At 68.3% G+C, this 13,698-nt stretch carries 11 protein-coding genes; 4 read left to right on the top strand and 7 right to left on the bottom strand.

The window, feature by feature from the left end:
- Both AB0J91_RS00980 and AB0J91_RS00975 read left to right on the top strand, forming a co-directional pair.
- Window positions 1-1,509, top strand: coding sequence for a sulfatase (locus AB0J91_RS00980; protein WP_363862625.1), 1,509 nt, complete (start codon window positions 1-3; stop codon window positions 1,507-1,509).
- A 25-nt stretch (window positions 1,510-1,534) separates the two neighbouring features.
- Window positions 1,535-3,958 carry a glycoside hydrolase family 3 C-terminal domain-containing protein gene (locus AB0J91_RS00975; protein WP_363862622.1) on the top strand — a complete coding sequence of 808 codons (2,424 nt, stop codon included), beginning with the start codon at window positions 1,535-1,537 and terminating at the stop codon, window positions 3,956-3,958.
- Window positions 3,959-4,027: 69 nt separating this feature from the next.
- Here AB0J91_RS00975 and AB0J91_RS00970 read toward each other — a convergent pair whose 3' ends face one another.
- Genes AB0J91_RS00970 through AB0J91_RS00960 form a run of 3 tightly spaced genes read right to left on the bottom strand, consistent with a single transcriptional unit; the run spans window position 4,028 to window position 7,786 of the window.
- Window positions 4,028-5,233: an acyl-CoA dehydrogenase family protein gene (locus tag AB0J91_RS00970; protein ID WP_363862619.1), complete on the bottom strand. Its 1,206-nt coding sequence runs from the start codon at window positions 5,231-5,233 to the stop codon at window positions 4,028-4,030.
- A gap of 26 nt (window positions 5,234-5,259) precedes the next feature.
- Window positions 5,260-7,074 (bottom strand): AMP-dependent synthetase/ligase, encoded by a 1,815-nt coding sequence (locus tag AB0J91_RS00965; protein WP_363862616.1) that lies wholly within the window; start codon window positions 7,072-7,074, stop codon window positions 5,260-5,262.
- Window positions 7,075-7,105: 31 nt separating this feature from the next.
- On the bottom strand, window positions 7,106-7,786 hold the full coding sequence (locus tag AB0J91_RS00960; RefSeq protein ID WP_363862613.1) for a TetR/AcrR family transcriptional regulator: 681 nt from the start codon (window positions 7,784-7,786) through the stop codon (window positions 7,106-7,108).
- A 124-nt stretch (window positions 7,787-7,910) separates the two neighbouring features.
- Between AB0J91_RS00960 and AB0J91_RS00955 the strand changes: the two genes are divergently transcribed.
- Window positions 7,911-9,128 (top strand): oxygenase MpaB family protein, encoded by a 1,218-nt coding sequence (locus AB0J91_RS00955; protein WP_363862610.1) that lies wholly within the window; start codon window positions 7,911-7,913, stop codon window positions 9,126-9,128.
- 79 nt (window positions 9,129-9,207) lie between these two features.
- Window positions 9,208-10,443, top strand: a complete 1,236-nt coding sequence (locus tag AB0J91_RS00950; protein ID WP_363862607.1) for an oxygenase MpaB family protein — start codon at window positions 9,208-9,210, stop codon at window positions 10,441-10,443.
- Between the two features lie 37 nt (window positions 10,444-10,480).
- Here AB0J91_RS00950 and AB0J91_RS00945 read toward each other — a convergent pair whose 3' ends face one another.
- From AB0J91_RS00945 to AB0J91_RS00930, 4 genes are all read right to left on the bottom strand, one after another.
- On the bottom strand, window positions 10,481-10,726 hold the full coding sequence (locus tag AB0J91_RS00945) for a hypothetical protein (protein ID WP_363862604.1): 246 nt from the start codon (window positions 10,724-10,726) through the stop codon (window positions 10,481-10,483).
- A gap of 116 nt (window positions 10,727-10,842) precedes the next feature.
- Window positions 10,843-11,091, bottom strand: a complete 249-nt coding sequence (locus AB0J91_RS00940; RefSeq protein ID WP_363862601.1) for a hypothetical protein — start codon at window positions 11,089-11,091, stop codon at window positions 10,843-10,845.
- A gap of 205 nt (window positions 11,092-11,296) precedes the next feature.
- Entirely contained in the window at window positions 11,297-12,736 is a 1,440-nt protein-coding gene (locus AB0J91_RS00935) for an MFS transporter (protein ID WP_363862598.1), read from the bottom strand.
- A gap of 136 nt (window positions 12,737-12,872) precedes the next feature.
- Window positions 12,873-13,658 carry an IclR family transcriptional regulator gene (locus tag AB0J91_RS00930; protein ID WP_363862595.1) on the bottom strand — a complete coding sequence of 262 codons (786 nt, stop codon included), beginning with the start codon at window positions 13,656-13,658 and terminating at the stop codon, window positions 12,873-12,875.
- Window positions 13,659-13,698 lie beyond the last annotated feature (40 nt).

Raw genomic sequence — 13,698 nt, 5'->3', positions numbered from 1 at the left:
GTGACACGCACGAACATCGTCTTCATCATGTCCGACGACCACGCGGCGCACGCGATCTCGGCCTACGGCAGCCGGGTCAACACGACCCCGCACCTGGACCGGATCGCCGATGAGGGCATGCGGATGGACGCGACGTACTGCACCAACGCGATCTGCAGTCCGTCCCGCGCGACGATCCTCACCGGGACCTACAGCCACATCAACGGAGTGTCGTCCATCTGGACCGAAATGGACTACCGGGTACCGACGTTCGTCGAGGCGCTGCGCGACAGCGGTTACGCCACAGCGCTGTTCGGCAAGTGGCACCTCGGAGAGCACGGGCGGTCACTACCGCGCGGGTTCGACGAGTGGACGATCTTCCCCGGCCAAGGTGACTACGTCGACCCCGAGATGATCGACGCCACCGGTGCCTCGACGGTGCCGGGCTACGCCACCGACATCGTCACCGACCAGGCCATCGACTGGCTCGACAACCGCGACCAGGACAAGCCGTTCTGCATGATGGTGCACCACAAGGCACCGCACCGCCCGTGGGTCCCGGATGAGAAGCACCGGCACCTCTACGCCGACGGCGCCATCCCGGAGCCCGCGACGTTCTTCGACGACCACGGCACCCGCAGCAAGGCCGTGCGCGGGGTGCACATGACCATCGCCGACGACCTGGGCGCCGAGGACCTCAAGTCCGACGTCCCCGCACACCTGCGCGGGCCGGAGAACCGCGAGGCGCGGATGCGCTGGAAGTACCAGATCTACATGCGCGACTACCTGCAGTGCATCCAGTCCATCGACGACAACGTCGGACGCCTGCTCGACCACCTCGACGACACCGGGCTCGCCGAGAACACGCTCGTCGTCTACACCTCCGACCAGGGGTTCTTCCTGGGCGACCACGGCTGGTTCGACAAGCGGCTGATGTTCGACCAGTCGCTGCAGATGCCCATGCTCATCCGGTGGCCCGCGCACATCGCCCCGGGAAGCCGGTGCGAGGAGATCATCACCAACGCCGACTTCGCGCCGACGTTCCTCGACGCGTGCGGGCTCGACGCCGCCGAGGTGCTGCCGGCCGCGCAAGGACGCAGCTTCCTCCCGCTGCTGCGCGGCGAGCAGGTCGATGACTGGCCGGACGCCGTCTACTACCGGTACTGGGAGCACGACGATCCCATCCACAACGCCCCCGCCCACTACGGCATCCGCACCGCCGACCACAAGCTCATCCACTACTACGGAGCCGGACTCGGCGTGCCCGGAGCCTCGGAGCGGATCTTCGAACCGGAGTGGGAGCTCTACGACCTCCGCGACGACCCGGCAGAGCTGAACAACGTCGCCGACGACCCCGCGCACGCCGAGATCCGCCGCGAGCTCGAGGCGAAGCTGGCCGAATACCAGCGGCACTACGCCGACGCCCCCTACACCGGGCCCGGCACGCCGCAGCCGCAGTGGGGACCGCACGACGCCGACATGCTGGCCAGGGTCGAGAAGTACGTCGCAGGCATTCGTGCGACGAGCTGACGTTCAACAGAGGGGAAACCTGCGCATGACTGCCACCGACGACCGCATCGATGACCTCGTCGGCAAGCTCGGACTGGAGGAGAAGGTCCGGCTGCTGACCGGCCGCGACTTCTGGACGACGTGGCCGATCGAGGAGATCGGCTTGCGGCGGATGGTCGTCTCGGACGGCCCGAGCGGGGTGCGTGGTGAGGTGTGGGACGAGCGTTCGCCGTCGCTGAACCTGCCGTCGGCGACCTCGTTGTCCTCGTCCTGGGACACCGGCATCGCAGCCCGATACGGTGCGGTCGCGGCCGTGGAGGCACGCCGCAAGGGTGTCGACGTGGTGCTGGGGCCGACGATCAACCTGCATCGCTCTCCGCTGGGCGGCAGGCATTTCGAGGCGTTCAGCGAGGACCCGCTGCTCACCGCCCGGCTCGCTGCCGCCTACGTGCGGGGGTTGCAGGACAACGGCGTCGGGGCCACCCCGAAGCACTACGTGGCCAACGACTTCGAGACCGACCGGTTCACCGTCGACGTGCGGGTGAGCGAACGCGCCCTGCGGGAGGTCTACCTGCGGGCGTTCGAGGACGCCGTGGTGCAGGAGCGGGCGTGGCTGGTGATGAGCGCCTACAACTCGATCAACGGCGCCACGGCCACGGAGAACGAGCTGCTGGAGACACCGCTGAACAGCGAGTGGGGCTTCGACGGCGTGGTGATCAGCGACTGGACCGCCGTGCGCAGCGTTCGGAGCGCGAAGCACGCGCAGGACCTGGTGATGCCCGGTCCGCGGGGACCGTGGGGAGACGCGCTGGTCGAGGCGGTGCGCAGCGGTGCCATCGACGAAGCCGTCATCGACCGCAAGGTGCGCCGCATCCTGCACCTGGCGGCACGCGTCGGTGCGCTGGAGGGCTTCGAACCGGTCGAACCGCCGCGCTCGGAGGACGGCGCCGCCTTCGCCCGGGAGGCCGCCGTGGAGGGCTCCGTGCTGCTGGCCAACGACGGCATCCTGCCGCTGGTCGAACCGGCCCGCATCGCCGTGATCGGTCACAACGCGCTGCACGCTCGCAGCCAGGGCGGCGGGAGCGCCACCGTCCTGCCCGAACGGGTCGTGTCCCCGCTGGACGGCGTGCGTGCGGCGTTCCCGGACGCCGAGGTGTCCTACTCGTTGGGCGCGATCGTGCAGGAAGGGCTCGCCGAGCTCGACCGCGACGCGATGCGCAACCCCGTCACCGGCGAGCTCGGGGCGCGCGTCGAGATGCTCGACGCCCAGGGTTCACTGCTGTTCACCGAGGATCGGCTGGCCAGCGGGCTGGTCTACTTCGGCGGGGACGCGCCCATCGGCGAGCTGGCGACCTTGGTCTTCGAAACCGACTACACACCGGCCGAATCCGGCCCGCAGCGCTTCGGCTTCGCGTCGGTGGGCACCGGCCGCATCTTCACCGATGGCGAGCTGGTTGCCGAGCGCACCACCGAGGCCGTCGGGACCGACCTCGGCGCCGCGTTCTTGTCGCCGCCCGCGGTGTCGGCGCCGGTGCAGTTCCGATCCGGGTGCAGCGTGCGACTGCGCGTGGAATTCAGTCCGCAGCGCGTGGACGGTGGCCTGAGCAACGCGTTGAGCATCACCATCGGCACCGAACCGGCGGACGTGGATGCCGATGAGCTGATCGCCGATGCGGCCCGGGCTGCCGCCGGGGCCGATGTCGCGGTGGTCGTGGTGGGCACGAACTCCCGCGTCGAGTCGGAAGGCTACGACCGCACCGACCTGAGCCTGCCCGGACGCCAGGACGATCTGGTGCAGGCGGTGCTCGCGGCGAACCCGCGCACGGTCGTGCTGGTCAACTCGGGTGCCCCGGTGCTGCTGCCGTGGCGGGAGCAGGCCGCGGCGATCGTGCTCAACTACTTCGCAGGGCAGGAGTACGGCGCGGCCGTCGGTGACCTCCTCACCGGCGCACGCGAGCCCGGCGGCAGGCTGCCCACCACGTGGCCGGCCGCCCTCGACGACGTCCCGGTGCTCGACGTGACGCCCGTGGACGGGACGCTCGCCTACGACGAGGACATCCACATCGGTTACCGCGCCTGGCTGCGCGCCGGAGCGGCACCGGCCTACCCGTTCGGGCACGGACTCGGCTACACGACCTGGAGCCTGACCGATGTGACCACGACTCCGGTCACCGACGGCGTCACCACGGTCGGACTGACCGCGCGCAACACGGGTGGCCGAGCGGGCAAGCACGTCGTGCAGGTCTACGCCTCGCGCCCCGACTCCGCGGTCGATCGGCCCGTCCGCTGGCTGGTCGGCTTCGCCACCGTGCGCGCTGAGGCCGGGGAAGTCGTGGACGTGCGCGTCCCGGTGCACGTGCGCGACCTGGCCCACTGGGACGACGGCTGGCAGCACGAGCCGGGCGAGTACACCCTGCACATCGGGACGAGCGCGCTCGACATCGTCGCCACCACCACCGTGCGCCTGTAACGGCACACCCGCACGAAGCGTCCGCCCGGCCTCCAAGCAGTGCCGGGCGGACGCTTCGTTGACGGCATGTCAACAAGCCCGGGGAAGACTGTTGTCGAGCCTTCTCTCGGCTTCCGGGCCCGGGGCGAAGCGAGTTGGTTGGTTCAGAGTCCGTAGGTCTTGCACGATGATGTCGCGCTGGATCTCGCTGGTGCCGCCGTAGACGGTGGAGACCACGGTGGAGCGCAGCATCGATTCCATGCCGTACTCGGTGGTGTAGCCGTAGCCGCCGAGCATCTGCATGCCTTCCAGCGACACGTGTTTGGCGAGTTCGGTGCACTTGAGCTTGACCATCGACGCCTCGCGTGCGAAGACCCTGTCAGGTTCGGCGTCGATCTGCGCGGCCACGCTGTAGACCAGCAGTTGCGCGCATTCGAGCTCGGTGGCCATGTCGGCGATGCGGTGCTTGAGCGCTTGGAACGAGCCGATCGGACGCCCGAACTGCTCGCGCTGCCTGACGTAGTCGAGGGTGTCGTCGAACGCGCGCCGGGCGGCCCCGAGCATGCTCGCGCCGAGGATCATGCGCTCGAGGTTCAGGCCGGCCATGAGCTGGTGCCAGGCTCGGCCGACGGTGCCGACGACGGACTCGTCGGGTACGAAGCAGTCCGTGAAGTACAGGTCGTTGACCTCGCGTCCGCCCATCGTGTCGATGCCGCTGATCCGCAGGCCCTCGGCTGACGTGGGCACCATGAACTGCGTGAGGCCCTCGTGCTTCGAGGATTCCTTCGAGGTGCGGGCGATGAGCAGGATGTGATCGGCGATGTGGGCGTTGGAGCACCACGTCTTCTGCCCGTTGATCCGCCAGCCGCCGTCGACCTCGTCCGCTCGGCACGTCAGCGCGCCGACGTCGGATCCCGCGCCGGGCTCGGACATCGAGATCGCCTCGACCCGGCCGCGGATGACGCCTTCGAGCACGAGCTTCTTCTGCTCGTCGGCTGCGAACTTCTCGTACGCGGCGGCCGAGATGATCGAGGTGGCGAAACCGCCCATCGGGACGCGCCCGTAGGCGGTCTCCTCCAGGAGCAGGCACAGCTCGGTCATGCCCTGACCGGCACCGCCGAACTCCTCGGGCAACGAGATGCCCAGCCAGCCGGCGTCGGCGAGCTTGGCGTAGATCCCCTCGTCGTGCGGTTGGGTCAGCGCGTCTCGTTGTTGTTGGGTGCCGCACTCGCGCCGGCAGAAGTCGGCCACGGCGTCGACGAAATCACGGCGTTGTTCGGTCAGAACCCGGGGCATGAGGGATGTCCTCTCGTGTGGATCGGTCAGCGGTACATCTCATCGATGAGGTCGGCGTAGGTGTCGTGGATGACCGCGCGGCGCAGGCTGAGCTTCGGGGTCAGTTCGCCGGACTCCGCCGTCCACGGGCCGGCGATCACCCGGTGCTCCTTGACCTGCTCGACCCGGGCCAGGTGCGCGTTGGTGCGGGCGACGAGCTCGTCGAGTTCGGCGCGCACGAGTGGGTGGAGCGCCAGTTCTGCCAGGTCGGTGATGTCCAGCCCGCGTGCCTTCGCCCAGGCGGGGGCGCCGTCCTCGTCGAGGACGAGCAGGGCGGTGACGTAGCGGCGCCGGTCGCCGATCGCGACGGCGTGCGCGACGAGAGGATGGGCTCGCAGCAGCGATTCGATCCCGCTCGGGGCGATGTTCTTGCCGCCTGCGGTGATGATGAGGTCCTTCTTGCGGTCGGTGATCGTGACCATGCCGCGTTCGTCGACGACTCCGATGTCGCCGGTGGCCAGCCACCCCTCGGCGTCGGTCGCCGGTTCGATGCCGCCGTCGGCGTCGAGGTAGCCGGGGAACACCACGGGGCCGCGCACGAGCAGTTCGCCGTCGGGGGCCACGGACACCTCGACACCCGGCGCCGGTCGGCCGACGCTGCCGAGCGCGAAGGCTTCAGGGGTGCTCACCGTCGCCGCGCCCGTGGTCTCGCTCAAGCCCCACACCTCGTAGACCACGAGTCCCAGGCCGGCCAGAAACTCCAGGACCGAGGTGGGGATCGGTGCCGCCCCGCTCACGGCGCGGTGGCACTCGTCGAGGCCGATGGCGGCGCGGATCGGTCGCAGCACGGCCTGGTCGAGTTCGTCGTAGCGGGTCAGCAGGTCCGCCGGGACCTCCTCGTCGGCGGAGCGCAGGCGGAACACCTCCAGCGCGGCTTCGCGGGCGCTCTGGACTGCGGCGGCTGCGTCTCCGTCGAGCGTGCCGAGTCGTGCCGAAAGTCCGTCGGCCAGCTTCTCCCAGACCCTGGGGACCCCGAAGAATCCGTGTGGGCGCACCGCGATCAGCGTGGGTAGCAGCTGGGATTGATCGGGGCAGAGGGTGACGTGGCCGGCGTTGCAGATCGGCATGTAGATCTCGAGCACGCGTTCGGCGATGTGCGCCAGCGGCAGGTAGGACACCGACCGCGGATGGTCCGGGACGGGGATGAGGTGGTCCTGCATCGTCGATTCGTGGATGACGTTGCGGTGCGAGAGCACCACGCCCTTGGGCTCGCCCGTGGTGCCGGAGGTGTAGACGACGGTCAGCGGTTGCTCGGGCGTCGCCGCGTCGGTGAGATCCTCGAACGCCGCGTCGACGCCCGCCGCTCCCCGCAGTTCCGCGTAGCTCACGAACAGCGGGTCCGAGGACGGCGTGCCGGTGGGGTCCAGGACGACGATGGCGCGCAGCCCCGGCAATTCGTGGAGGACCGGCCGCCATCGGCCCAGTTGCTCGGCGTCCTCCAGCACGATCAGGGCGGCCGCGCTGTGCCGGGCGATGAAGCGGATCTGTTCGGTGCTGAGCGTGTCGTAGGTCGTGCAGGGCAGTGCGCCGAGGTGGATCGCGGCGAGGTCGGCGACCCAGTGCTCGCGCCGGCGGGACATCGCGATGAGCATCCGCTCACCGGAACGGAGTCCGAGCGCCGACAAACCCTTGGTCAGGGCGGCGACCTCGGCACGCAGCCGCGACCACGTCCAGGTGCTCACGTCGGCGTCGATGCCGCTGGTCAGCGCCGGGTGTTCGGGGTAGCGCCGCGCGTTGCGGCGCAGCAGCCCGGGAATCGTCGTGGCGTCGACCTCGTGGCGGATGGCGTCTGCTGTGGACACGGCCTGTTCCCTTCATCGCGAACGGCGGTGGTCAGTGGGATGACGGTTCGAGCATGGGCACGAGGAACCGGCGCGCGATGGCGCGCACCTGCTGGTCGTCGTCGAGGTCGATGCGATGGCTCGGGGTGACCAGGAACGATGTTGAGATGCGGACCATCATCTCGGCGACGACCTCGACGTCGATGTCCTCGGCGACGGTTCCCGCGCGTTGTTCTTTGCTGAGCCGCTCGGCGACGAACCGGCTGACGGTGGTCATGGTCCTGCCGCCGTCGCCGATCATCGACGGCACGACGATCTCGGGTTCGGTGTCCATGAGCCCGCCGATGAGGGGGTTGTTGCGGATCGCTCGCAGCGAGCTGGCGAAACCGACCTCGACCCGTTCGGCGACGGTCTCGGCGCCTTGGATGTCGAGCAGGAATTGGTCGAAGTAGCGGCGGAACTCGCGGCGGATGACCTGTTGGACCAGGGCGTCCTTGGTGCTGAACCGGCGGTAGACGGTGATCCGCGAGACCCCGGCTCGTTTGGCGACGTCCTCCATCGTTGATCGTCGGATGCCGATGCGGCGGAACTGCTCGTAGGCGGCTTCCAGGACGCGCTCGGTGGTCTCGTCGGTGGTCTCGGCACGGTCGATGGCCTCGGCGAACGCGCGCTCCAGCAACGACTCCTCGTGGTCGGTCCCGGGAGTGATCAGGCCGGACAGGATGGGTTCCACGAAGTCCTTCTTTCGACCGAGGTCTGGTGTTTCGGATCAGGTTGTGCTTCTCTCTGATACAGAGAAGCACATTGCGTATCAGGATGCCAACCAGGGTGTCGGGAACTCGAGGAGGAGTTCGGCCATGGAAGAGCACAACAGGCGAAACGCGTTGAAGATCGGCGGAGTGCTGGGCGCGCTCGGGGCGCTGAGCGCAGCGGGCTCCGCGCATGCTCGTCCTTTGTGGACGTGGTCGCCGGGCGGGTCGGTCGCCGGTACCGGTGCGGGTGTCGACCCGAAGTGGGTGTGGGACCCCGAGGCGGATGACCTGGTCGCCTCGCTGCTCGACCGGGGTGACGTGCCGCGGGTCAACGAACTGCTGCGGACGTGGACCAAGAACAGCCAGCCGCTGCCGGATGGACTGCCCGCTGACCTGCGCGATTTCCTGGAGCGGGCCCGCGCGCTGCCGTCGTGGGCGGAGCAGGCGAAGCTCGATCAGGCCTACGACTTCACCGAGCGGCGGGGCTTGTACCTCGGGGTGTTGTACGGGATGGCCAGCGGGATGATGAGCACGGTCATCCCGAAGGAAGCGCGCGCGGTCTACCACTCCTACGGCGGTGCGAACATGAAGGACCGCATCTCCAAGACCGCCAAGCTCGGCTACGACATCGGCACCCGCAACGCCTACCGCCCCGACGGCGAGATGATCGTGACCTGCGTGAAGACCCGTCTGGTGCACGCCGGCGTGCGGCATCTGCTGCCGCGATCGCCGCACTGGAACGAGGTCGCGCCGGAGGACATCCCGATCAGCCAGGCCGACATCATGGTCACCTGGCACAGCCTCGCGACCACGGTGCGGCAGAACCTGGAGAAGTGGCAGGTGCCGATCCCGCCGGTCGATTCCGAGGCGTACCTGCATTCCTGGCAGGTCACGGCGCACATGCTCGGCGTCGACGACGAGTACATCCCGGCGTCGTGGGCCGAGGCCGATGCCCAGGCCGAGCAGGTGCTGGACCCGGTTCTGGAACCGACGCCCGAGGGCAACAACCTCGCCCAGATCCTGATGAACATGGGGCCGGACAGCGGCGCGTTCAGCAAGGCGCTCATCGGCGCGTTCACCCGCTACGTGCTCGGGGACCGCATCGCGGACTGGCTGGAGATCGCCCGCGAACCCGTCTACGACCCGATGCTGCAGACGCTCTGGCCGCCGTTCATCGCCGCCCGCGAGCTGGGCGTCCACTTCCCCGGAGCGCCCGAGACGTACTGGATGTTCGACGAGTTCCTGCGGCAGTCGATGCTGTTCTACCTCTCCGAAGGCGAGCAGATCAGCATCGAGATCCCGCAGAGCAACCGCCCGTCCTGAAACGAGCAGGACGGGCCCATGACCACGACCGGTGTTCTGGGGGGCCCGGTCATCCCCGGTTCGAAGAGGAGCGTGCAGCATGGCGGAGTTGAGCAGACGCGCGGCGTTGCTGGCTGGTGGCGCGACGGCGCTGGGCGCGTTGGTGGCGGCGTCCCCGGCGCAGGCGCGGGCGCTGGTCGGGTGGAACTGGTCACCGACCGGGTCGGTGGCCGGGTCGGGATCCGGGGCGGATCCGCACTGGGTGTGGGACGCCGAGGGTGATCCGTTGCTGGCGTCGCTGTTCGAGCGCGGTCTGATCCCGAGGGTCAACGAGCTGCTGTGGGATTGGGAGCGCAATGACCAGGCGTTGCCCGATGGGCTTCCCGCGGATGTGCGGGACTTCCTGGAACGCGCCCGGCAGCTGCCGTCGTGGGCCGATCGCGACAAGCTCGAAGCCGCGGCCGAGTTCAACAAGGCGCGCGGGATCTACCTCAACCTGTGCAACGGGCCCGGCGGTGGCATCCTCGCGACGGCGATCCCCAAGGAAGCGCGCGCGGTCTACCACTCCGCAGGCGGCGCCGACATGGAGGATCGGGTCGCCAAGACGAGCCGTTTCGGGTTCTCGGTCGGCGCGCTCAACGCCTACCGACCTGATGGCACGTGCGTGATCGAGTGCGTGAAGACGAGGCTGGTGCACGCCGGCGTGCGGCATCTGCTGCCGCAGTCGCCGCACTGGCGAAACGGCGCGGGAGCCGACGAGGAGATCCCCATCAGCCAGGAGGACATGCTGGTCACCTGGCACACGCTGCCGACCTTCGCGATGCGCACGATGCGCGAGTGGGAGGTGCCGATCACCGACGACGAGGCCGAGGCCTACCTGCACGTCTGGCAGGTGACCGCGCACATGCTCGGCATCGCCGACCAGTACATCCCCGCCACCTGGGACGCGGCCTACGCCCAGTCCGATCAGGTCCTGGCCCGCAACATGGGGCCGACGCCGGAGGGCGTCAGGCTCACCGACGTCCTGCTCGGCCAGCTCGCGGAGCAGACCAGCCCCGGCAGCGTGAGTCGCCCGATGTGCAACGCCCTCGCTCGCTACCTCGTCGGTGACCAGGCCGCCGACTGGGACGGCATCCCGCGAGAACCCGTGTGGGACAGGGTGATCCCGGAAGCGTGGCCCTTCGTGGTCAAGTTCCGAGAGGGGCTCATCACTGCTCCCGCGGTCCCCGAAGCCGCCTGGGCGCTCGACGAAGCCGCCCGCCAGTACATCTACTTCTACCTCACCAAGGGGGAGGAGACGAAGATCGTCATCCCCACCGGGAACCGACCGGAGTGATCCCCGTGTGGACGGAAATCAAGATCGTGAGTCATCGTTACGGATAGGAGTTGATGTCCGCGTAGCCGTGTGCGGTCGCGACGAACTCATCCACGAACATCTGATGGACTTGGTGCGCCCGTTGCTGCGTGAGGCAGCGCCGGGCCGGCTTGGCGACTTCGGTGCAGGGCGCGGCGATGGTCGTCTCGTACTCCTCTTCGCCGGTCACCGGATCGACACCGATCTGCGCTGTGGTGAACACCCAGGTCTGAGCTTCGATGGTGACCTCGGTCCGCCGCAACATGACTACGAACGCTACGACCCGGGACCCCGGGCGGTGCAGGGTCCAAATCCCCCTGAGCACTGCCCGCCAGTGGCGGAGGCTTCGTCTTTCGACCGTCGTCCCGCTACGGCCGACGGCTACGGGTCGTGAACTTGCGGCGTCAAGTCGATCCAGTCGTCGTCGTACACAGGGCACCGAGTCTTCAGCCAGACCACGTTTCGGCGTGCTTCTTCTTCGGTGTCGAACCCGATGAGCGCCTTCCGCTCGCCGAAGACCAGGTAGGTGAGGAGCCACTTCGGCGGAATCAGTTCGAGGATGATCTCGTACGGTGGGATAGGAAGCCAGTCGGAATGCCCCGCTTGCCACCGCCCGATGATCTCGGTCATCGATGCCCCTTAGCTGCGGTTGCTCACTGCAGTATCCGACGTGTGGTGGATGTTCGTTCGGGCCTTTCGACCCGAACGAACACCGGAAAATACTTGGCCCCGGGGCAGCAGGCCTTTGGTCACGGTGACGAAAGGCGGTGCTCTCTCCGCTTCTGCCGACTGCTGAGGAGGGAGGAGGTGCTCGGTCGCTGGGGCTGAGGTGTTGTCACTCCGGCCGGTCCTTGAGCGGGTTTTCCATGGGCACGCCGTCTTCGGAGAGCGGGGGAGAGGGCAGGTCTGCGCTCGAGGTGAGTGGTGCCGCTCCGGTCAAGGGCCTTCCGGCCGTTTCTTTGAGGAGGAGAGTGCTCGCCAGCCCGATCGCTCCTGCGCCGATGAGGTAGTAGCCGGGCCAGTCGAGGTTCTCGGTCGTGGTGACCGCGACTCCGATGACCGTGGGTGCGGTCCCGGCGAAGGCTGACACGAAGACGTTGAAGATGATGGCGAGGCTGCCGTAGCGAATGAACGTGGGAAAGAGCGTGGGCAGGGTGGACGGTGTTACTGCTGCGAAGCAGAGCAGCGCAAAACCCATGATCAGCAGGCCGCAGACCTGACCGGGAAGGCCTGTCCGCAGCAGCCACACCGAAGGAAGGCCGAACAGGATCAGCGACACGCTTCCCGTGAGCAGGATGGGTTTCCTGCCGATCCGGTCGCTGAGCTTGCCGACGAAGACGATGGCGATCAGCATCGCGAGCATGACGGCAACCTGCAGCGTGGCCGACAACGCGCCGCTGGTTCCGCTCTCGCCGTGGGCGGGCAGGGTCGTCGTCAGGTAGGTCGGCACGTAGTTCGTCAGCACGTAGTTGGTGACGTTCCAGGCGACGATCAGCCCACCTGCGATCAGAACCGCAGAGCGGTAGTGCTTCGCCAAGATCTGGAAGACGCGGCGAAGCGCCATGGTGGCCATCGCCGGCGAGCGCTCCATCTGCTGCCGGAACGCCGGGGTCTCCTCGAGGTCCATCCGGAGGTAGAGCCCGGTGACGCCCAGCGGGAGGGCGAGCATGAAGGGAAGCCGCCAACCCCACGTCAGCAGATCGTCTTCCGGCAGTGCGGCCACCAGGATCGAGGTGATACCAGCGCCGAACATGTACCCGATGAGCGTGCCGAATTCCAGCAGGCTCCCGAGGGTGCCTCGCCTCCGATCCGGGGCGTACTCGGCGACGAGCGTCAGGGCTCCGATGTACTCGCCGCCCACCGAAAAGCCCTGCAGCATGCGGATGAACAGCACGATCAGCGGCGCTGCGATGCCGATCGAACCGTAGCTGGGGACGAGCCCGAGCAGCGCGGTCGCAAATGTCATCAGGAAGACCGTGGCGGACAGAACTCTGGTTCGGCCGAAGCGGTCCCCCAGCGGTCCTAGGATGATTCCGCCGAGTGGGCGGACCAGGAACGCGGCGGCGAAGGTGCCCAGGGTGAGCACCGGTGCCCACTCGCCGGCATCGGGGAAGAAGACCCGGTCGAGGGCGATGGCGATGTAGGAATAGGTGCCGAAGTCGTACCACGTGGCGACGTTGCTCAAGGCCGCAGCCGTCGTCGCGCGACGAATCGTCTGCGCGTCCTCGATGGCCAACTTGCCGCCCGCCCCCGATGGCACGGGCGTGCCGTTCACCCTGCCGGTCCGTTCGGCGGGACGTCCGATCGGGACGTTCGAGGAGCTCGACGCATGGTCACCTTCGGTGCACGCAGCTGATATATCTGTGCAAAGTAATAGATGTGTCTAAGGCGGTCAAGGTTCTCCCATGCGGCTACGGGCCTGCGAGCTGCTGCAAGCGGTCGAGGATCTCCTCGGCGGCCTCGCCGAGAGCTCGCGCTATGGCGGGGAAATCGGTCGCGCGGAGGTGATCGCTGTCGGCGGTGACGCTCAGCGCTCCAGCCACGCGCCCGCCCGGCCCTCGCACGGGGACGGCGACGGAGAGGAGCTCGGCCTCGAACTCCCCGCACGCGGTCGCCCAACCGCGATCGCGCACCCGGTTGAGGTCGGCCGTCAGGGCGCCGCGCGACACGATGGTGCGTTCGGTGAAGCGGGGCAGCGGTTGCCGCAGGACTTCCTCGAGCTGCTCGAAACCGAAGTGCGCCAGCAGCACCTTCCCGCTCGCGGTCGCGTGCAGCGGTAGTCGGAGCCCGATCCAGTTGCGCTCCGTGCTCGGCTCCTGGGTGACGGTGGTGGCGCCTCCGCCGTCGAGGACGCTGAGACTCACGGTCCCGCGCAGTTCGGAGGCCAGTCGGGTGCAGACGGATTTGCCCTCCCTCGCGATGTCCAGCTGTGCCGCGGTGGCGCCGGCGAGCCGGACGATGCCGAAGCCGAGCTGGAACTTGCCGCGAGAACCCACTTGTTCGACGAACCGGAACTTCTCCATGGTCGTCATCAAGCGGGACACGGTCGACTTGTGCACGCCCAGCTCGCGCGCCAGCTCGGTGGCGCCGGAGGGTCCGCGCTGCCCCAGCAGGACGAGCATGGACAGGGCTCGCTCCACGGCCTGGGTGGCGGTCCGGGGTTCTGCGGTCCCCGTGACCTCGCTCTTGTTGTGCATCCTGCAACTCCGAAATCAGCGCGGGTTGATTTGGGGTCGG

It is taken from the genome of Saccharopolyspora sp. NPDC049357, assembly GCF_040677225.1.
Lineage (GTDB): Bacteria > Actinomycetota > Actinomycetes > Mycobacteriales > Pseudonocardiaceae > Saccharopolyspora.
Note: the sequence above shows the minus strand (reverse complement) of the source record. Positions and strands in the feature narration are given on the sequence as shown.